General features: G+C 53.4%; 17 protein-coding genes. 5 read left to right on the top strand and 12 right to left on the bottom strand.

What is annotated here, in order from left to right; translation table 11 throughout:
* Positions 1-4: 4 nt before the first annotated feature.
* The 7 genes from thiL to glyA form a co-directional block, all read right to left on the bottom strand.
* Complete coding sequence (gene thiL / locus ABYA77_RS08255; protein WP_372965480.1) at positions 5-955, bottom strand: thiamine-phosphate kinase; 951 nt, start codon at positions 953-955, stop codon at positions 5-7.
* Positions 956-958: 3 nt separating this feature from the next.
* Positions 959-1435, bottom strand: a complete 477-nt coding sequence (gene nusB / locus ABYA77_RS08250) for a transcription antitermination factor NusB (protein ID WP_372965479.1) — start codon at positions 1433-1435, stop codon at positions 959-961.
* Positions 1435-1911, bottom strand: a complete 477-nt coding sequence (ribE, locus tag ABYA77_RS08245; protein ID WP_372965478.1) for a 6,7-dimethyl-8-ribityllumazine synthase — start codon at positions 1909-1911, stop codon at positions 1435-1437. The genes nusB and ribE overlap by 1 nt, the downstream gene beginning before the upstream one ends.
* Positions 1912-1958: 47 nt before the next feature.
* Positions 1959-3074, bottom strand: a complete 1116-nt coding sequence (gene ribBA / locus ABYA77_RS08240) for a bifunctional 3,4-dihydroxy-2-butanone-4-phosphate synthase/GTP cyclohydrolase II (protein ID WP_372965477.1) — start codon at positions 3072-3074, stop codon at positions 1959-1961.
* 63 nt (positions 3075-3137) lie between these two features.
* Complete coding sequence (gene ribD, locus ABYA77_RS08235; protein ID WP_372965476.1) at positions 3138-4253, bottom strand: bifunctional diaminohydroxyphosphoribosylaminopyrimidine deaminase/5-amino-6-(5-phosphoribosylamino)uracil reductase RibD; 1116 nt, start codon at positions 4251-4253, stop codon at positions 3138-3140.
* Positions 4250-4765 (bottom strand): transcriptional regulator NrdR, encoded by a 516-nt coding sequence (gene nrdR, locus ABYA77_RS08230; protein ID WP_372965475.1) that lies wholly within the window; start codon positions 4763-4765, stop codon positions 4250-4252. The genes ribD and nrdR overlap by 4 nt, the downstream gene beginning before the upstream one ends.
* Before the next feature lie 73 nt (positions 4766-4838).
* Positions 4839-6092: a serine hydroxymethyltransferase gene (gene glyA / locus ABYA77_RS08225; RefSeq protein ID WP_372965474.1), complete on the bottom strand. Its 1254-nt coding sequence runs from the start codon at positions 6090-6092 to the stop codon at positions 4839-4841.
* A 560-nt stretch (positions 6093-6652) separates the two neighbouring features.
* On the opposite strand from glyA, the gene ABYA77_RS08220 reads away from it, so the two are divergent.
* Entirely contained in the window at positions 6653-7960 is a 1308-nt protein-coding gene (locus ABYA77_RS08220) for an amidase (RefSeq protein WP_372965473.1), read from the top strand.
* A gap of 98 nt (positions 7961-8058) precedes the next feature.
* On the opposite strand, the gene ABYA77_RS08215 is transcribed toward ABYA77_RS08220, so the two are convergent.
* The 4 genes from ABYA77_RS08215 to ABYA77_RS08200 form a co-directional block, all read right to left on the bottom strand.
* Positions 8059-9597, bottom strand: coding sequence for an amidohydrolase family protein (locus tag ABYA77_RS08215; protein WP_372965472.1), 1539 nt, complete (start codon positions 9595-9597; stop codon positions 8059-8061).
* A gap of 79 nt (positions 9598-9676) precedes the next feature.
* A complete protein-coding gene (locus ABYA77_RS08210; protein ID WP_372965471.1) occupies positions 9677-10369 on the bottom strand; it encodes an ABC transporter permease in 693 nt (230 codons plus the stop codon).
* Positions 10370-10605: 236 nt separating this feature from the next.
* Positions 10606-11415 carry an ABC transporter ATP-binding protein gene (locus tag ABYA77_RS08205; protein WP_372965470.1) on the bottom strand — a complete coding sequence of 270 codons (810 nt, stop codon included), beginning with the start codon at positions 11413-11415 and terminating at the stop codon, positions 10606-10608.
* Positions 11416-11544: 129 nt separating this feature from the next.
* A complete protein-coding gene (locus ABYA77_RS08200) occupies positions 11545-12630 on the bottom strand; it encodes an ABC transporter substrate-binding protein (RefSeq protein ID WP_372965469.1) in 1086 nt (361 codons plus the stop codon).
* Positions 12631-13148: 518 nt separating this feature from the next.
* On the opposite strand from ABYA77_RS08200, the gene ABYA77_RS08195 reads away from it, so the two are divergent.
* Positions 13149-13907 carry an aspartate/glutamate racemase family protein gene (locus ABYA77_RS08195; protein ID WP_372965468.1) on the top strand — a complete coding sequence of 253 codons (759 nt, stop codon included), beginning with the start codon at positions 13149-13151 and terminating at the stop codon, positions 13905-13907.
* 25 nt (positions 13908-13932) lie between these two features.
* Positions 13933-15195 carry an allantoate amidohydrolase gene (locus ABYA77_RS08190; protein WP_372965467.1) on the top strand — a complete coding sequence of 421 codons (1263 nt, stop codon included), beginning with the start codon at positions 13933-13935 and terminating at the stop codon, positions 15193-15195.
* A gap of 20 nt (positions 15196-15215) precedes the next feature.
* Here ABYA77_RS08190 and ABYA77_RS08185 read toward each other — a convergent pair whose 3' ends face one another.
* Positions 15216-15962, bottom strand: a complete 747-nt coding sequence (locus ABYA77_RS08185; RefSeq protein ID WP_372965466.1) for a GntR family transcriptional regulator — start codon at positions 15960-15962, stop codon at positions 15216-15218.
* A 189-nt stretch (positions 15963-16151) separates the two neighbouring features.
* On the opposite strand from ABYA77_RS08185, the gene ABYA77_RS08180 reads away from it, so the two are divergent.
* Together ABYA77_RS08180 and hydA are read left to right on the top strand one after the other, a co-directional pair.
* The gene (locus ABYA77_RS08180; RefSeq protein ID WP_372965465.1) at positions 16152-17615 is read left to right on the top strand and encodes an amidase; all 1464 of its coding nucleotides are present in this window, start codon (positions 16152-16154) and stop codon (positions 17613-17615) included.
* A gap of 154 nt (positions 17616-17769) precedes the next feature.
* Entirely contained in the window at positions 17770-19227 is a 1458-nt protein-coding gene (gene hydA / locus ABYA77_RS08175; RefSeq protein WP_372965464.1) for a dihydropyrimidinase, read from the top strand.
* The last annotated feature ends 98 nt before the right edge of the window (positions 19228-19325 follow it).

Genomic DNA, 19325 nt, shown 5'->3' with positions numbered 1-19325 from the left:
TCCGTCAAGCAGACCTCCCAAAATGATCAAATCCCCGGGTTTCCATACCACCCCCTGCGCCAACAACCCTCAGCCCTGGCTCTCGGTGAACCTGCCCGACAATCGTCAACCGATCACGAACCTGCTGATCCAGCCCGGCCAGAACCTGCGGCGCGATGGTGACGCACAGCTCGTAGTCATCCCCGGCACTCAAGGCCAGCGTTACAGCATCCCGGCCCTTCAATTGCACCAATGCTTCAGACAAAGGAACTTTGGCAGCATCAAGCTCAGCCCCGACATTGGAAGCATCCAGAATATGCTGTAAGTCTGCCAGTAAACCATCCGATATATCGATGGCCGACGAGGCTTTGCCGACCAAAGCCTGCCCCAGGTCTAGCCTGGGCTGAGGGTAATGGTAACGCGAAAGTAATGCCTGCTGCATAGGAGTGGGCTTTCGTGCATCAAGATAGTCCAGCGCAGCTCCGGCATCCCCCAGAGGCCCGGTGACACACACAAAATCACCGGGTTTTGCACCTGACCGGCGCAAAGCCAGCCCCTGAACTACCGTACCGTGCACCTGAAGACTGATGGTTAGCGGTCCACGTGTTGTATCACCACCAGCAAGCGCAATCCCGAATGCAGAACTGGCCTTCGCAAGGCCTTCGGAAAACCCAGCCAGCCAACCTGGCTCTGCTACAGGAAGCGTAAGGGCCAGGGTAAAACAAACAGGCTCAGCACCCATCGCCGCCAAGTCACTGGTTGCTACGGCCAGTGCCCGCCAGCCAAGGTAATCAGGAGAATACTGCAGAGGAAAGTGGACACCCTCAACCAGAGTGTCGACAGAAAACACCAGATCCCGTCCTGGTGGCACGCGCTGGACAGCACAGTCATCACCAGGACCAAGCACGAGCTGACCCTTCCTGGCATTGCCTGCCAGCGGCTGAAAATACTGCCGGATCAGCTCGAATTCACCCATGAATCAGCGCGGACGGGTTTCAGCTAACCGCAGGCGGCGGCTGAGTTTGTCCAGAATGCTGTTCACAAACTTATGACCTTCAGTACCGCCAAAGCGCTTAGCCATTTCGATACCTTCGTTAATCACCACCTTGTAGGGCACATCAATGCGGTGTTTCAGTTCATAGGCACCCAGGCGAACAATCGCCAGCTCAACCGGGTCCACCTCTTTCATAGGACGATCAAGGTACGGTTCCAGCAGTCGGTCCAGTTCGGCCTGTTCACGGTGCACACCACGCAGAACATCCCGAAAGTACATGATATCTACCTTGCTCATGTCGTTATCAACCATGAACTCAGCTTCAATATCCGAAATCGGCGTTTTGCTGAAATGCCTCTGATAGAGCCCTTGCATCGCAAGAGCTCTGGCTCGGCGACGATCACCGGCCTTAGGCTTGTTTGTATTCCCCGGTTGAGGGGTTGTATCGCCTGCTTCGCTCATTACTCACCCAACTTTTTAAACAGACTGACCATTTCCAGGGCAGTAATAGCCGCTTCCGCGCCTTTATTTCCAGCTTTAGTCCCCGAGCGCTCAATAGCCTGCTCGATTGAATCTACCGTCAGCACACCAAAGGTAACAGGCACATCTGTCTCCAGACTCACGGCACCTAAACCACTGGAAGCTTCACCTGCCACATATTCAAAGTGCGGTGTACCTCCGCGAATCACCGCACCCAGAGCAATAATCGCATCATAATCAGACGTTTCTGCCACACGCTTAACCGCCAGCGGCATTTCGTAAGCTCCCGGCACACGGATGATCGTGATGTCGTCGTCGGCAATACCATGGCGGCGAAGCGTATCCACAGCGCCATCTACCAGACTTTCCACAACGAAACTATTAAAACGACCTACAACCAGGGCGTAACGGCCATTGCACTGGGTAAAATCACCTTCAATTACTTTGATATCTGCCATCTCGGGCTCCTTCGCAGGCTACAGTTTCTTTAGCTGCAACCAGGTTATCATTCGGGGGAGTAAGGTACATATTCCACCACTTCCAGGTCATACCCGGATATGGCAGAGAATTTAACGGGCGGGCTCAACAGGCGCATTTTACTTACGCCGATATCACGCAGAATCTGAGAGCCGGTACCCACTGTAAAGTACACGCCAGAGCTACCCTTGCCTGAAGCGCCACGCCCCTCATCAAAAAACTCCTGAATACGATCTTCCAGATTGCGACTGTCTTCAGCACTGTTCAAAAGTACAACAACACCCTTGCCTTCATTAGCCACTTTTTCTAATGCGTGGTGCAACGGCCAGCTTCTGGAATCTTTGCGTCGAGCCCCCAACAGATCACGAAGTGTGTCAGTAATATGAACACGAACGTAAACCGGGTCATCCGGAGCGATTTCGCCCATGACCATTGCCAGATGGGTAGAACCCTGAATATTGTCCCGGTATGTACGCAGTGTGAAAACGCCATACTCTGTATCCAGCTCATTCTCTTCTACGCAAACCACGGTTTTTTCATTCATGGTGCGGTAATGAATCAAGTCGGCAATGGTGCCAATCTTAAGTCCATGCTCTTCGGCAAACTTTTCCAGATCTTCACGGCGAGCCATAGAGCCATCGTCATTCATAACTTCACAGATCACACCTGCGGGTTCGCAACCGGCCAAAGCCGCCAGATCACAAGACGCTTCTGTGTGGCCGGCACGACTCAAGACACCGCCGGGATCTGACATCAGCGGGAAAATATGACCCGGCTGTACCAGGTCCGATGCTTTAGCATCACGAGCAACCGCTGCTTGCACAGTACGCGCCCGGTCAGCCGCAGAAATACCGGTAGTCACGCCTTCCCGAGCTTCGATCGACAACGTAAACTTAGTACCAAAACCCGAAGCGTTTTCCTGGACCATCAACGGCAAGCCCAATTGTTCACAACGCTGGCGGGTCATCGGCATGCAAATAAGCCCGCGACCAAAGCGCGCCATAAAGTTGATCGCTTCCGGCGTGCAGTGTTCTGCAGCCATCACCAGATCACCTTCATTCTCACGATCTTCATCATCCATCAGGATGACCATTTTGCCCTGACGAATATCTTCGATGATGTCTTTAATGCTGTTCAGTGCCATACGGTTCTGCACCCTCTCACCCCGACTGTTACCTGTAACAGCGCTGAGGAATGAATTGAATGATTAGCAACGGACGAGGATCAAGCGCTGATCCTCTCCCACCTGGCGGCGATCCAGCACTTTCCATTGCACTTTGTCAGCCATAACTTCAATGGGCAAATGCGCTGTCGGGCGCCCGGTACTCCCTAAAAACACTGGGGCCTGGTACAACCAAAGCTCATCCACCAGATTCTCATTGATAAAGGTTCCCGCCAAGGTTGGCCCGGCCTCTACCAATAGTTCATTAATACCCTTTTCCCCGAGGGCATCCAGCAATTCGGCAACATCTACACCATTATCTTTCCACGCAACGCCGGCGAGACTCACACCTAACGCTGCCAGATCCTGTGCCGGAGCCGTCGATCGCGCAGAGCTGGCACAAAACACCTGGACATTGCCACCACGGAGAATCCGGGCAGTTGTCGGTGTGCGGGCATCACGGTCGGCAATCACGCGCAGCGGCTGCCGTACAGGCGCTGCGGCCTCACCAAGATCCCCCATATCATCACGGCGCACAGTCATCGACGGATCATCTGCCAGAACGGTACCTACTCCCGTCAAAATGGCATCACTCATCGCACGCAACCGCTGAACATCCCTGCGAGCATCGGGGCCGGTAATCCACTGGCTCTCACCAGAGGCCATAGCAGTACGACCATCCAGACTCGCAGCCATTTTGAGACGCACCCACGGGCGCCCCTTATTCATGCGTTTCATGAAGCCTGGATTCAAGCGGGCCGCCTGTTCACCTAGCACACCTTCGGTTACCCTGATACCAGCATCCCTTAACATATCGAGCCCCCGCCCTGAAACTGCCGGGTTCGGGTCTTTGGTCGCCGCAAAAACCTGGGCTACCCCGGCATCAACCAGCGCTTTAGCGCAGGGCGGTGTACGGCCATAATGACTGCACGGCTCCAAAGTAACATACGCGGTAGCACCACGGGCTTCATGACCGGCCTGACTCAAAGCGCGCACTTCCGCATGCGCCTCGCCTGCCCGCTCATGCCAACCTTCGCCCACAATGCGATTCCCCTTGGCAATCACGCACCCCACACGGGGATTAGGGTGAGTGGAATAGCGCCCCCTCCAGGCCAGCTGAATAGCCCGGGCCATCATTGCCCTGTCACGGTCAGAAATCATGCCTTTCCTTTGGCTGAAGGAGTTTCAACCAAAGCGCGGGCAACATCTACGGCATCGCCGTTACCTTGCGACAAGCGTTCGATTTCTTCCTTGAATTCATTAATATCCTGGAAGCTTCGATAGACAGAGGCAAAACGCACATACGCTACTTTGTCCAGCTGACGCAATTCCGTCATCACCTCTTCGCCCAGCTGCATCGACTTCACTTCACGTTCGCCGGTTGCTCGCAGCCGGTATTTAATTCGGTTCAGTGCCGCCTCGATTTCCTCGATGCTCACTGGTCGCTTTTCCAGAGCCTTCATCAGACCAGCCCGCAGCTTCTCTTCATCGAAAGGCTGCCGGGTACCATCTTGCTTGACCACTCGAGGCATCACCAATTCAGCTGTTTCAAACGTGGTAAACCTTTCATGGCAGGACAAGCACTCCCTGCGGCGGCGCACCTGGTCACCTTCGGCCACCAGGCGCGAATCAATCACCTTCGTATCGGCTTCACCACAGAAAGGACAATGCATAATTCAAATGCTCCGAAAAAGACGAACCCGGAAGGCCTATCCGGGCCTCCCGGGCAAACTCACTCAGCGCCGATCAGGCGTAAACCGGGAACCGGGCACAAACAGCTTCAACCTGCTCACGTACCCGATTGATAACCGATTCATCTTCAAGGTTATCCAGAATATCGCACATCCAGCCCGCCAGATCGCGACACTCCTGTTCACCGAAACCACGAGTCGTCACGGCCGGGGTACCAACGCGCAGACCAGACGTAACAAATGGCGAGCGTGGGTCGTTCGGAACGGCATTCTTGTTCACAGTGATATGCGCACGGCCCAAGGCAGCATCGGCATCTTTACCGGTAATATCCTGCTTGATCAGGCTGACCAGGAACAAATGGTTTTTAGTACCACCAGAAACGACATCATAGCCACGCTCAATGAACACCTCAGCCATAGCCGAAGCATTCTTTACGACCTGCGCCTGGTAGGCTTTGAACTCATCGCTCATGGCTTCTTTGAAACAGATAGCCTTAGCTGCGATCACGTGCATTAAAGGACCACCCTGCCCACCGGGGAACACGGCAGAGTTCAGTTTCTTATGCAGAGCTTCATCATCACAAGCCAGAATCAGACCACCACGTGGGCCACGCAGCGTCTTGTGGGTAGTGGTAGTCACAACATGGGCGTGAGGAACCGGGTCCGGGTATACACCCGCAGCAACCAGGCCTGCCACATGAGCCATATCCACAAACAGGTAGGCACCTACTTTATCAGCAATCTCACGGAAACGGGCAAAATCCAGCTCCTGAGAGTATGCCGAAAAACCAGCAATGATCATCTTCGGTTTATGCTCAACCGCCAGCGCTTCCAGTTCATCGTAATCAATCAGACCGGTTTCCGGGTTCAGGCCATACTGAACAGCGTTATAGATTTTACCGGAGAAGTTTACGCCAGCACCGTGAGTCAGGTGTCCGCCATGAGCGAGACTCATACCCAGAACGGTATCGCCGGGCTGAACCAAAGCCATGAATACGGCTGAGTTTGCCTGGGAGCCGGAGTGCGGCTGCACATTAGCATAGGCCGCTCCAAACAGTTCTTTGGCGCGATCAATCGCCAGTTGCTCAGCAATATCCACAAACTCACAACCACCATAGTAGCGCTTACCAGGATAGCCTTCGGCATATTTATTGGTCAGCACACTGCCTTGGGCTTCCATGACCCGGGGGCTGGTGTAGTTCTCTGACGCGATCAGTTCGATGTGCGCTTCCTGACGCTTTTCTTCCGCCTGCATGGCGTTCCACAGTTCGTCATCGAAACCGGCGATTTTCATATCACGATTAAACATGGATGTGCTGCCCCTGTCTGAATGGCTGGCCCGGCCTACCGTTGTGCATGCCGTAACCCCTGAAAATTGGGCCGCCATTCTATCTCGAAGCGGGTTAAAAATCATCCTTTAAACCGTCCGCAGATACCAGCACACCGGAGGCTCCCGGTGGCTTACATAAATTGAAGTGTAACCACAAACATTTGGCATGCCGGATAAAGCAATGGACAGTCCACGCCTTCGCCCTGCAATCCAGCCACCTTGTGCTCATACGGTGCTCATGCGCGCGACTTTGGTGCACTTATTTTTGGCTTGCAGGGCCCGAAATACACAAAAGGCCTCGCTCTTACCCACACAACGGACATACTGCCATTTTTGGCCAGCTTTTTGCTTAAGTCCGGGATCAGATAATCGCAAATCACCAATCACCTGATCGCATCTGAACGCTGACTGACCTGAGACTTGTCACGGCCCCATCTTCATTTGACCCGGCGGAGGACTGAACAATCGAGAACCTGACTGACCTGAATGCAACTGAACTGGCCGACCGTGTGAATCGAGGGGTCATCACGGCCCGCGCAGTGGCTGACACGTTCATCCACAGACTGGAATTGTGCAACCCTGCGATCAATGCAATTGTTTACTGGAACCCGGACGATATTCAACACCAATCGGAGGTAATCCAAAAGCGACTCAACGAAGGGGAGTTTCTTCCACTGGCAGGAGTGCCCGTCGCAATCAAAGACTGCCTATGGGTGAAAAACTGGCCCATAACCCAGGGATCACGACTTTTTGAAGAGTTTATTGCACCAGAAGACTCGGCGGCCGTGGCGCGCCTGAGAAGCGCGGGAGCAATCATACTTGGAATCACCAATTCACCAGAGTTTGCATGCAGGGGGGTTACAACTAACAAGCTTTACGGAGCGACCAGAAATCCATGGGACTTAGAACGCACTCCGGGGGGGTCTTCCGGAGGATCTGCATCTGCGGTCGCAGCGAGGTTGTGCCCCCTGGCACTAGGTACAGATGCAGGGGGCTCCATACGTCGCCCTGCATCCCATACCGGAACCATTGGCTTCATGCCATCCTGCGGCACCGTGCCGGAAGGCCCTGGTTTCGAAGGACCGGATTTTGGCAATAGCACCATTGGCGTCTTTGCACGAACTGTGGCCGACATTGATCTTGCGATGGGAGTTATTGGCGAAAGCGAACATATTATTCCCGGCATAGCAGAGAATGCCTCATCACGACCGTTGCGCCTTGGTTTTAGCCCCAACCTTGGACTGGCAGTTTCAGTTGATAAAGATGTAGCACGGACAGTGTCGGCTGCTGTCGACCGCCTGCGTGACAATGGCTTGCCCGTCCATCCGATAACCCCGCGCTGGCCGGAATTCACCAGTGAGGCGCGGATTGCCGCGCTGGAGAAATCCGCGCTGGCAGCGATTTATGGCGCTCAGTATCAACAGAACAAAGAACGGTTTGATCCTGACGTTGCACAACAAATCCGTGAGGGCCTGAAGCTCAAGGGCGTTGATGTAGCAAACGCCCTTCGCTTCAGAAAAGAGCTTCACACTCATTTTGTCGCATGCTTTGAGACGATCGACGTTCTTCTGTGCCCGACCGCGCCGGTAACCGCCTGGCCTTTGTCAGAAAACTGGCCTTCAGTAATTGGTGGGAACAAGGCCAACGCCCGCGACCACGCGGCCTTCACCTGGATGATTAATCAGGTATTTGCACCAGCCTGCTCCGTTCCCTGTGGCACCGACAACAAGGGCCTTCCGGTGGGGCTACAGATCATTGCGCCCAGATTTGCAGACCACCGGGTACTGGCGACGGCAAGACACCTCGAACGACTGATCAACGACACGCTTCTACCTTTCCTTGACTGATCAGCTGCCTCAGCAACCTTTATACCCGCCTGATTTTGAAGGGAGCCAGAGTTATGGAGAACGCCGGCATCATCAGTGAATGATGCCGGCACTGCTGTTCAGATACTGGAGGACGTCGAATAAAACGGCTTGCACTTCTGCCCGTCAAGATAACCGTCGTAAAACTTTTTCACATGCGGGAAAACAGCCTTGGCTAAGTGGACTCGTTTTTCCTCTTCTGCTGTACGGGGTTTCGACAGACGCTCAGCGATTTCGTTGAGAACCTGATCGCGATCAACACGCGTGAAGCGACCATTTTCATATATAACTTCGCCACCCACCACAGTCTTATCAACCGACTCTGTCTTAGCGCGCTGTATAATCGAGTCGAGAATAGGGATAAGGTCGTCTTGATACGGCCACAATGCTTTGCGATGATTGATCACAACAAAATCAGCCATACGACCGACATCGAGGCGGCCAATATCCTCACCAAACGGGGTCGTCATTGCACCGTGTTCGGATGCCATGCGCAACACCTGCGGCCCAGTCGGCACCACGTCATCCATCCCCGGAACACGGTGTGCACGCAGGACAAGGCGCATCTCCTGGAGCATGTCGCGGTCATCATTGATACCAGCCTCATCAAGCCCGATACCGACCGTCATACCGTGTTTCTCGAAAACATTAAGCGGTGCGACACCACTACGCAAACGGAAATTAGAGCTGCAGTTGTGGCAAATACAGGTACCGTGGCTTGCTGCAATCTCTATATCTTCTTCTGTCAGCCAGACGCCATGTCCCAATGTCAGACGCGAGCTGAGAATTCCAAGCTTCTCCAGATGCTTTACAGCCGTGGTCCCCGTACGACGACGCGCGTATTCTTTCTGATAAGCCGTTTCCATAAGATGCATATGCATCGGAACATTATCTCGTAGCGAACGCTCTTCAAGCGCACTTAAACCATTGTCAGTGCACCAGTGAAGGTTAGCTGGCGCCAGCTGGATGCGGGTTCGTGACTGACCTTCGTTTTCCGCAACCAGGTTATCGTACAGAGACAAGTTATCCTCAAAAGGTATCGCCTGGCTTTTCAGGTGCTCTGCAACGGATGCTTGCAAATCAGCCGGAAGCCGCGCGACAAACGCTTCGTCGGCTTCGTATACAAGGCGATTCTGCTCACGCACAGCGTAGCAATAGGAGGCACGCATCCCAACGTCGCGATACGCCTGAAGCACCTGCGACGCGCAATGATTGATCCTTTCCAGGGGGCCCGGCATCCAGCCATGGATATGCTGAACCGTAGTAATTCCAGACGCGATCATTTCAAAAGACGAATACAAGGTATCCAGATAACGGTCGAGATCGCGTGCCGATATTCGGCTGGCGAACCATAACTCAAGGGCATGATCGGGTGAGCCAAGTTGCAGGGGCGTCATTCCGACGTGGTGATGGGCATTGACGAAACCTGGCAAAATAATCTGGTCGTCCGACCCAATAACCTCAACATTCGGGTATTTTGCTTCGATATCTGCGAGTGAGCCTATGTCAACGATGACGCCGTCACGCTGGAAGAGCGCTCCGTTTTCCAATATATCAACATTATCACGATCAATCGCACCACGAACGATCCATTTTGCTTTAAAGATTGATTCTGTCATGGGACTTCATTCCTTAGAGATTTAGGTACAAACCCATAAAAGTTTTTGACCGGAGTCACAGTGCCAGCGGTCACATTGCCTACTTGCGCCCTTCCTGATCCAGCCACCACAGCAGACGCCTCTGTACGATGCGCAGCAACTGATCCAACATAAAGCCAAGCAGCCCAATCAGGGTCATGCTGAAGAACACCAGCGATGAGTTGAACGTATTGCGTGCCAACATAACAATCTGTCCAAGCCCACTGCCAACCCCAACAGCTTCAGCGATAAGTACCACCATCCATGCAGCGAACAGGTTCAGACGCAGCGTCATAAACAGGCCTGGTAAGATTGACGGCAGAATCACACGGGTATAGATCTGTCGCCTGGTTGCCCCCATGATCCGGGCGACGTGTATATAACTGATCGGTACATTGTCAATCTGATCCAAAGTTGCCAGAGTGATAATGAAATACACGGCAACGAAAACCATAAAAATTGCGGGCATGTTGCCGATTCCGAACAAAAATATCGCAACGGGCAGCCAGGCAACCGGAGAGATTGGCGCCAACAAAGTGACTAACGGCAGAGACAAATTACCGAAGATTCGGTTGTAGCGACTGAACAGCCCGGTAGCAACCCCCAGCAAAAATCCGATTCCCAGCCCAGCGACTACTCGCATCGTCGTCCAAAGAAGAACCGACAAGACGCCGAGGACACTGGCACCAGTCTGATCACTGCCAATGATGTTGCTTCGATCAAAAAACTTGAACTGTTCCGATAAATCTGACAAGAAAATATGCGGTGGCGGCATCAGCAAAGGATCTGCCCAGCCGGTGTACCAGCATAGCTCCCAAATACCAACAAAGATGCTAATCGATAAACTCCACCAAAATGCAGTTTCTAATCGACACTTCATTTTGTCGGACAGCACTCCTGCCATACTCTTGGATTCAGATGGAGCACTGGAGAAGTTCGCGGTGAGTTCGTTGGTGCTTTTCACAGTATCCTCGCTATTTTCTGGCCGACTCACAAAGAGTGGCTGCCCATGACACTTCGCTGCTGATCAGCAAAAGAACGATCAACCTCATCGGCCAGCAATTCGGATAGTTCATCCTGCAATGCGTGAAAAGCGGGATCGCGCGGACTGCGAGGCCTCTCAAGATCAACCCGGATGTCTTTTTTGACACGACCAGGGCGTGACGTGAATACGATGATGCGATCCGCCAGTGAGATAGCCTCATCAATCGAATGGGTTACGAGAATGATTGAGGCCGAGCTATCACGCCAGATCTGAAGCAAGAAGCTCTGCATTTTGGCTCTTGTCTGAACGTCAAGGGCGGCAAACGGCTCGTCCATCATCAGCACTTTCGGCTGCATCGCAAGCGCACGCGCCACCGCAACCCGCTGCCGCATACCGCCAGAGAGTTCATCAGGACGCTTGTCCAGCATATCGCCGAGCCCGACTTTCTTCATGATTTTACCGGCGACTTTCCGCCGGGTTTCAGGCCCAACACCACGAAGACCAAGACCAAAAGTCACATTGTCAGCAAGGGTCAGCCACGGATAGAGTGACGCTTCCTGAAAAATCATTCCACGATCGGAGCTGGGCCCTTCTACTGGCAATTTATCGCACTCAATCGTTCCCGACGTTGTCGACTCAAGGCCCGCAATCATGTAGAGCAAAGTGCTTTTTCCGCAGCCTGACGGCCCCAGCAAAACAACAAACTCGCCACGAGCAACCTCAAAAGACAACTCATCTAACGCCAGCAAAGGCGCGGGACCATCGGGCTTCCAGACCTTCGAAACCTGTTTGCAGGAAATAGCGGGTACAGCCATAGAATTATTCCTGATCTATTTCTGATTGATTCATGCGTTACCACCAAGCCAAGACGGTCGGCATAATGCAGCGCCACCAACTACCACAGACGCTGCATTACGCCTGACCGACCAGATCACTGAAAGCGATCAGACAACACCGGCAGACTTCAGTTTCAAGCTGTTATAAAGCTCCTGGTTCTCCGCGATAACCTGCTCAAGCAGTGTCCAGTCAATAGCGTCCCTGCCTGGCAGGTTTTTGATGTAGCCCAGCTCTTTCAAAGATTGGCCACGATCCAGAATGAAACTGGTCTGGTTTCGCTGATCAACATTTACAGGCTGTTTGCTACTGGCTTTACGCGAGGCCTCCATCGACGTTTTGTAGTACTTGCCGACTGTATCTTGCAACGCAGCTTCAGGATCGGACTCCGCCTGACTTTGGGCTACGAACATGGCCTTAATGGTCGCCTTAATTGCTTCTGGATTTTTTTCCAGCAATGGCTTCCGTACCGCCAAGACACAATCCGAATAGGCCTTACCGTATAGATCGATACCATCTGAAAGGATGGTAGCGCCTTCACGGGATGCGAGTGACTGGGACGCATACGGTTCGATGTGACACATCGAATCAATGGCACCGCTTATAAATGCCTGAGCCATTTCAGGGGAGGTATTAAAATGACGGACCTTAACATCATTAAAGCTCATGCCATTCTGCTTAAGGTAATCGTATGGCAGCACTTCGAGGGTATCCGCCTGGAATGTTCCCAGCGTCTTGCCTCTCAGATCTTCCGCACTCTTGATACCTTCCTTGACGATGATCATGCACCCCTCAACACCACCGCCAGCGACGATCTTCACAGGTGCCCCCGCGTCATACAACGTGATGAACTGAGAGTATGGAATCATAGACATATCGACCAGGCCGGCACCAAACAGCGTAACGATATCCGCATTTGAAGGTGTCACGACAAAATCAAGCTCGACACCGTCCTCTTTCGCCAGATTGCGCTCTTTGACCAGAAACAACCCAAGATTACAAAACCCGGTGCCATGTGTTGCCTTAATCACGGTACTATCAGACGCCCACGCAGCCGTCGGATTGAGCGTAGCCGCAAGTCCCATTGGCAACAGTACTGCAGCACCTGCTGCAGCCCCTCCTTTTAAAAAATTACGACGCGACTTTGAAATTAACTCTTCTACGTCTTGCATGTAATTTCCGTTTCTTTCACACATAAAGCACTCCAACCGTTTGAAATATTTATCAAAAATAGCTGAACTCTAAGGGAAACGGCCTACATCTCTCACGAATACAGAATTGATTCTTCCGTAACCGAAGCACTCAGGTGCGACCGATAGTTCTGGAGGAGCAAGGACTGTGCCATAGAAGTTAAAATGGGCTCGCATGGCGTTTCATCTGCCCATTCTCGCAAGCGTCACCCCTTAGACCACAAGCGATTCAGGCATAAAATGCATACAATTATTATTTTGCTTGTACTCAATCCATAAAAGATTAAAACAACAACAAACGGTATTTATTTGCACAAATTGGGCGCAAATTAATCGTTTATGTGCTTTTTTTGTGCAAAAAAAGACCTTCTGGCTACCAAACTTACATCGACCCATCTTCAATCTTTAAAGAAAGAGAGCCAACAACAAACAAAATAAAGACAAAATTGTACACAATTTGTCATTGGCACCAACCTTGCTAGCTTCTAATCAAAATGTGGGCAATCAAGGCGAGCACTCTCTTTATGCGCATTCTTCTTTTAAATGGTAATACCAGTGAAAGCATCACCCGGGCGCTGCTAACTGAAGCCCGGCACAATGCGGCACCAGACACCACCGTCTTCGCTGCAAAGTGCGCACGGGGCGCGGAGGTTGTCGCCAGTCGCTCTGCAGAGGTGGTTTCGGCCTATTCGATGTTAGAGACGATTGCGACCATCAAAGAGCCTTATGACGCTGTACTGGTGGGCATTTCATATGACACAGCAGTGTCCGCCCTAAGAGAGTTGTTAGCGGTACCGGTGGTCGGCATGACAGAGGCGGCATGCCATGTCGCAACTATGGTTGGCTCGCGCTTCGGCGTGGTATTACCCGGAGCACGTAACGCCGCCTTTTACCGCGAGCGCATCGTTGCCTGTGGCTTTGAGCCCCGTCTGGCTGGCATGCGCGTGATCGACTCCTCTGCTGCAGCCCTTTACGCGGATCCCGAAAATTCCCTGAAGTTAATTCGTAATGCGTCACAAGCATTGGTCGACGGGGAACACTGCGATGCGCTGATACTGGCTGGTGCAGCGTTGGTTGGTCTGCATAGGAAGATCCAACCTGACATCCCGGTCCCCGTGCTTGATGGAATTGCATGCGGAGTGGGAATGCTGGAATCGCTGGCCCGGCTGAACTTCCCCAAACCCCAGGCGGGTAGTTACTCTGTCCCGGCTTCCGCGGAACTCGGAAATATTGATCCCGCCCTTTCCGGTCTGTTTGCACACCCGGCTGGTCAGCAATCCTGATGGCACCTCCACAAAGCAGGCAACCATGACGAAAACTGATACCGGTAACTTCGCCACCTTGGGTCAAGAAATAATGACCCGCATCGAGATTCTGGCTTTGCACACCGAGCAGGAAGGCAAGATGACGCGAACCTATTTGACGGCAGCCCATCGCGGTGCCGCCAGACAGATCGCGGCATGGATGAGCGAGGCCGGTATGGACGTACGAGAAGACGCTGTCGGTAATGTCATTGGCCGCTATGAGGGCACCGACCCCTGCTGCGCCTCCCTGATGACAGGCTCACACTTCGATACCGTCCGCGATGGCGGTAAGTACGATGGCCCCCTGGGCATTCTATTGCCCATAGCCTGCGTAGGTGACTGGAACCGTCAGGGCCGGCGCTTCCCCTTTCCTATCGAAGTCATCGCGTTTTGCGAGGAGGAGGGAGTTCGCTTTAATGCCCCTCTTCTTGGCAGCCGGGCCATTGCAGGCAGCTTTGAGACGGCCGTTCTTGAAAATGTCGATGACAATGGAGTCTCAATGCGCGAAGCGATGATAAGTGAAGGCCTGAACCCGGCTCAACTGGGCGCGGCAGCGATGCCAGAGGGCGATATCGCCGCTTATCTTGAGGTTCACATTGAGCAGGGTCCGGTATTGCTGGAAGAAAACCTCGCTCTTGGCGTTGTCACTGCAATCTCCGGCTCAAGCCGTTTTATTCTGGAACTGCAAGGCACGGCCGGGCATGCCGGAACTGTACCGATGGCCTCCCGTCATGATGCATTGATGGCCGGTGCCGAAATAGCCCTTTACATTGAGAAACGCTGTAATGAGTCGCCTGGATTGGTGGGCACCATTGGCCAGCTCAACGTTACCAACGGTGCCGGAAACGTCATTCCGGGTCACGTAGTAATGTCGATCGATATCAGGGCGGATAAAGACTCGATTCGCAAGCTGGCAGTTGACGACATCCAGACTGAAATCGAAAACATCTGCATCCGGCGAGGAATCCGCAAAAATCTCGAGCAAACCTACGAAGCTGCCAGTGTCGCTTGCGCCAAGTGGTTGCAGCAGCGCCTGAAAGAGTCAATGCAACGACATGGCTGCACGCCTCGAAGCCTCCCGTCAGGCGCAGGTCATGACGGCATAATCATTGCCGAAATTGCGCCAATGGCCATGCTGTTCGTACGTTGCGGCAACGGCGGCACCAGCCACAACCCAGGCGAAACCATGTCGGCTGAAGACGCAGCCATTGCATCTCAAGTGTTCGCAGACTTTGTCGAGCATTTTTCAATGGCGAACCCCACATGAACAAGCTGAGCATACGACCGTCAGGCAAATATCGCCGACAAATCGACTTCCTTTTCGCCACCGATTACCAGATTCAACGAGCTCTCCACTTCTTGCAGGTGAGATACCAGGCGCTGCTTTGCCAACTCCACGTCTCCGGCCTCAATTGCCTGGATAATATCGCCGTGATGATGATGCTGGCAGGCCGGAATATTCGGGCGATCATACAGGGTAATAACGAGACACGTTTGCGCCGTCAAATCGTACATCATGCGCGCCAGGATCGCGTTCCCGGCCAGTTCCGCCAGAAGAGTATGAAACTCTCCGGACAAACGGATGATTGCAACACGGTCGTTATCAAGGCGCGCCTGCGCCTCTTTGGCGACGTGGCGCTTGAGTTTAGTGATATCACGGCTTTTAGCATTTTCGCACAACAAAGTCACAATCGCCGGCTCAATGAGGTGACGAGTGAAGAAGACCTCTCGCGCCTCTTTTACCGACGGACTCGCAATGAACGCACCTCTGTTTGGTATCAGATCAACCAGTTTTTCGTGTGCCAATCGCGCGAGCACCGGCCGAATCTTAGTGCGGCTGAGGCCAGACAAAGCAACCAGTCTCTCCTCCACAAGCCGGGTGCCCGGCGTCAGACGATGCTCCAGAATCGCTTGTCGAATTTTCTGGTAGCACTGTTCACTAGTCAGTACTCGCTTCGCCCCCAGTGCTTGGGAGGCGGGCGACAGAGAACTCTGTCTCGAAGCACTTTCAGTTGCGACGGCCTTTGCCTTCATTCGCTTGCTCAAGCGTTTTCTCACTCTGCGTGCAATAAATGTATACCGTTTTTCCCCGCATCTTATACAAAAGCGAAGCCGTTCGCACAAATTTTACTCACGCATTCTCAGCAAGCGAACACCCCACCAGAAAACACGGAGATTGTCTGAATGGACCTTTCTGATCGTGGTAAAGGGCAGGCCTCGGATATGACATCCCACGAGTGGCACAAACTCCCCGGGCACGAAATTTCACGCAGGATTCGCTCCGGGACGCTTCACGCAGTCGACCTGGTTGAGTACTTATTGGCAAGAATGTCTACAATCGATTCTAAACTTGGAGCAATGGTTTACATTGATTACGATGGCGCGCTTGCTCAAGCCAGACAAGCTGATCAGTTAGCAGCGGCAGGCAGTGACTTACCTCTCCTGGGAGTACCATTTACGGTCAAGGACAACCTGTGGATTGAGTCGCGCCCGGCCACCTATGGCTCTAAACTCTTTGCCGATTTTGTCGCACCACGGGATTCATGGAGCGTCGCTCGCCTCAAAGCGGCGGGCGCCATCTGTATTGGTATAACCAATTGCTCTGAGTTCGCATGCAAAGGCATCACAACTAACCCGCTCCATGGCATCACACGCAACCCCTGGCAGCTCGACCGGACCCCGGGCGGTTCCTCTGGCGGCGCGGCAGCATCGGTTGCAGCAGGCTTCAGTCCCATTGCTCTCGGTACAGACGCCGGGGGCTCAGTCCGGCGACCGGCAGCTCATACTGGTTTGGTTGGATTCAAGTGCACCTCCGGCCTGATCCCAAATCCGTGGGGCTTTGACGAGCCATGCAGGGACATGGGATCGATCGGTACGCTCACACGAAACATAGCCGATTGCGCGCTCATGATGGACATACTTTCCGGCTACGATTCGCGAGATCCGCTTTCGCACCCCCTGCCAAAAGAGATGATCGCCCCGTCTGCCTTTGCCAGCGCGACGACCTCTGCTCTAGACAAGAGGCTGCGCATAGCATGGTCGCCAGACCTCGGTTGCGACTTTGCGGTCGATCAGGATGTGGCCAATGAAATGCAGCTGGCGGTCGACCAACTGCGTAAAGCTGGTTTAAGTATTGACGATGCCAGCCCACAGTGGAGCGACGACGTAATTAGCTATCCTTACGCAGTTCGCCAGCATGCTGAATTGGCACAACTGTTTGGCACTCAATGGCGCGCAGATCCCAGCCAGTTTGATCCCGTCATCGCAGCCCAGATTGAGAATGGGTTCGCGATTACAGCGACCGAACTGACCGACATAACATTCCGCCGTCATCGCGCTCGCGAGCAGATGAACGCATTTTTTGAACGCTACGACTTGCTTCTGTGCCCCACCGTTCCTGTCGAGCCGTGGCCTTGCAACGTTCTTGCCCCCGGCACCATCGGTGGTCAAAAAGCGGGTCCGCGTACCCACGCCGTTTTTACACCGCTATTCAATCTTTGTGATGTGCCGGCAGTGTCAGTTCCCTGCGGATTTGGCGCACAAGGTCTTCCTGTGGCCATACAGATTGCAGGTCCGCGTTACGCTGATCTGCAAGTCCTACAGCTCGGTGCCGAGATCGAACAGATACTGAGCCATGACTTTAACGCCCCCATGATGTACTCCAGCCCACTTGAGCAGAATCGATGAAAACAAACATACGCATCGGAATACTGACTCGCTCTTCCGATAGCACACTTGCCCACTTCGCCCCACCGGCAACCCTGAAAGCTGCAAAATTGCTGACAGGCATAAACACCTCTCGCCTTAGTAACTGGGGCTCGCTTTTCAAGGAGAATTTCTAATGGAAAACACCGGGTTTGATCTGGTTATCCGTAATGCACACATTGCCACCGCAACTGACATTTTCGATGCGGACATTGGCATCCGGGACGGCCGTATTATCGCATTGGCACAGCAGTTGCCGGCTGGCAAAGAGGAAATTGATGCCGCTGGTCGCTGGGTTTTGCCTGGCGGCGTCGATGCCCATTGTCATTTGGCGCAACCGACCGATGATGGTTCAGTTTTCGCCGACGACTTCTTCACCGGCACGCGATCGGCCGCTTGCGGCGGAACTACGACTGTCATGCCGTTCGCACTACAGAAGAAGGGGGCAACCCTTGAGCAGTCAGTGGCTAATTATCACTCGGTTTCCGACGGCGAGGCCTGCATCGACTATGCATTTCACCTGATCGTGGCGGATCCGACAACTGATGTGGTTGAACGCGAACTGCCGCTATTGATCGGGCGCGGTTATACCTCACTGAAGTTGTATATGACATACGATGACTTAAAGCTGAATGATCGCGAAATTCTCGACGTGCTTTCAGTGGCGCGGCGCGAAGGCGCCATGACCATGATCCATGCTGAAAACACCGATTGCATTGCCTGGCTCACCGAACGCATGCTGGCTAAAGGCCTGACTACGCCACCTTTTCACGGCTTGTCGCGGCCTATCGTGGTCGAGCGTGAAGCCACTCATAGGGCTATCTCACTCGGCGAGTTTCTCGACACACCGGTACTGATTGTTCATGTATCCAGTGAAGAGGCAACCGCTCAGATCCGTGATGCGCAAAGCCGGGGCCTGAGCGTATATGGTGAAACCTGCCCACAATACCTGTTCTTAACGGCAGCAGACCTTGACCAGCCAGGATTTCAGGGCGCCATGTGTATTTGCAGCCCGCCTCCCCGCGATGCAAAAAGCCAGCAGGCCATTTGGGACGGGCTGGCCAACGGAACGTTCCAGGTGTTCTCATCAGACCATGCTCCATTCAGGTACGATGATCCACAGGGTAAGAAAATTGGTGGTAAGCATGGAAACTTTTCACACGTTCCCAACGGCATTCCCGGAATCGAAACGCGCCTGGCGCTGTTATTCTCCGAAGGAGTTATGACCGGCCGTATCGATATCAACAAGTTCGTTTCGGTGACAGCAACTGAACCAGCCAGGATTTATGGACTGAGCCCACGCAAAGGCACAATCTGTATCGGTGCGGATGCCGATATCGTGATCTGGGATACAGATATAGACACAACGATCAGCAATGAGCGCATGCACCATAACGTTGACTATACACCGTATGAAGGCCGGCGAATTCATGCGTGGCCTGCACTGACGATGTGCCGCGGCTCAACAGTGTATCGCGACGGTGAATTCATTGGCCGCAAAGGGTTCGGTGAGTTCCAGCACTGCGATCGACCGAAACCCGCGAAACCAAAACCCAAGTTCGCCCGACCGACTCCCTGGCTGGACGTGCTTTAAATTCTTCGGGTAGCAGGCCCCATCCCATGATTGCCCTGACTTCCAGGACGTATTCCACTCACTTCCAGGTGAATTGCCAGGGCCATGTACCACAACAA

This window comes from Marinobacter sp., from assembly GCF_041595835.1.
Classification (GTDB): domain Bacteria; phylum Pseudomonadota; class Gammaproteobacteria; order Pseudomonadales; family Oleiphilaceae; genus Marinobacter.
This window is presented reverse-complemented; position numbering and strand designations above follow the sequence as displayed.

Coding starts and splice junctions, on each gene's coding strand:
- thiL (WP_372965480.1), bottom strand. CDS start 955: ATGGGTGAATTCGAGCTGATCCGGCAGTATTTTCAGCCGCTGGCAGGC.
- nusB (WP_372965479.1), bottom strand. CDS start 1,435: ATGAGCGAAGCAGGCGATACAACCCCTCAACCGGGGAATACAAACAAG.
- ribE (WP_372965478.1), bottom strand. CDS start 1,911: ATGGCAGATATCAAAGTAATTGAAGGTGATTTTACCCAGTGCAATGGC.
- ribBA (WP_372965477.1), bottom strand. CDS start 3,074: ATGGCACTGAACAGCATTAAAGACATCATCGAAGATATTCGTCAGGGC.
- ribD (WP_372965476.1), bottom strand. CDS start 4,253: ATGATTTCTGACCGTGACAGGGCAATGATGGCCCGGGCTATTCAGCTG.
- nrdR (WP_372965475.1), bottom strand. CDS start 4,765: ATGCATTGTCCTTTCTGTGGTGAAGCCGATACGAAGGTGATTGATTCG.
- glyA (WP_372965474.1), bottom strand. CDS start 6,092: ATGTTTAATCGTGATATGAAAATCGCCGGTTTCGATGACGAACTGTGG.
- ABYA77_RS08215 (WP_372965472.1), bottom strand. CDS start 9,597: ATGACAGAATCAATCTTTAAAGCAAAATGGATCGTTCGTGGTGCGATT.
- ABYA77_RS08205 (WP_372965470.1), bottom strand. CDS start 11,415: ATGGCTGTACCCGCTATTTCCTGCAAACAGGTTTCGAAGGTCTGGAAG.
- ABYA77_RS08200 (WP_372965469.1), bottom strand. CDS start 12,630: ATGTGTGAAAGAAACGGAAATTACATGCAAGACGTAGAAGAGTTAATT.
- ABYA77_RS08195 (WP_372965468.1), top strand. CDS start 13,149: ATGCGCATTCTTCTTTTAAATGGTAATACCAGTGAAAGCATCACCCGG.
- ABYA77_RS08190 (WP_372965467.1), top strand. CDS start 13,933: ATGACGAAAACTGATACCGGTAACTTCGCCACCTTGGGTCAAGAAATA.
- ABYA77_RS08185 (WP_372965466.1), bottom strand. CDS start 15,962: ATGAAGGCAAAGGCCGTCGCAACTGAAAGTGCTTCGAGACAGAGTTCT.
- ABYA77_RS08180 (WP_372965465.1), top strand. CDS start 16,152: ATGACATCCCACGAGTGGCACAAACTCCCCGGGCACGAAATTTCACGC.
- hydA (WP_372965464.1), top strand. CDS start 17,770: ATGGAAAACACCGGGTTTGATCTGGTTATCCGTAATGCACACATTGCC.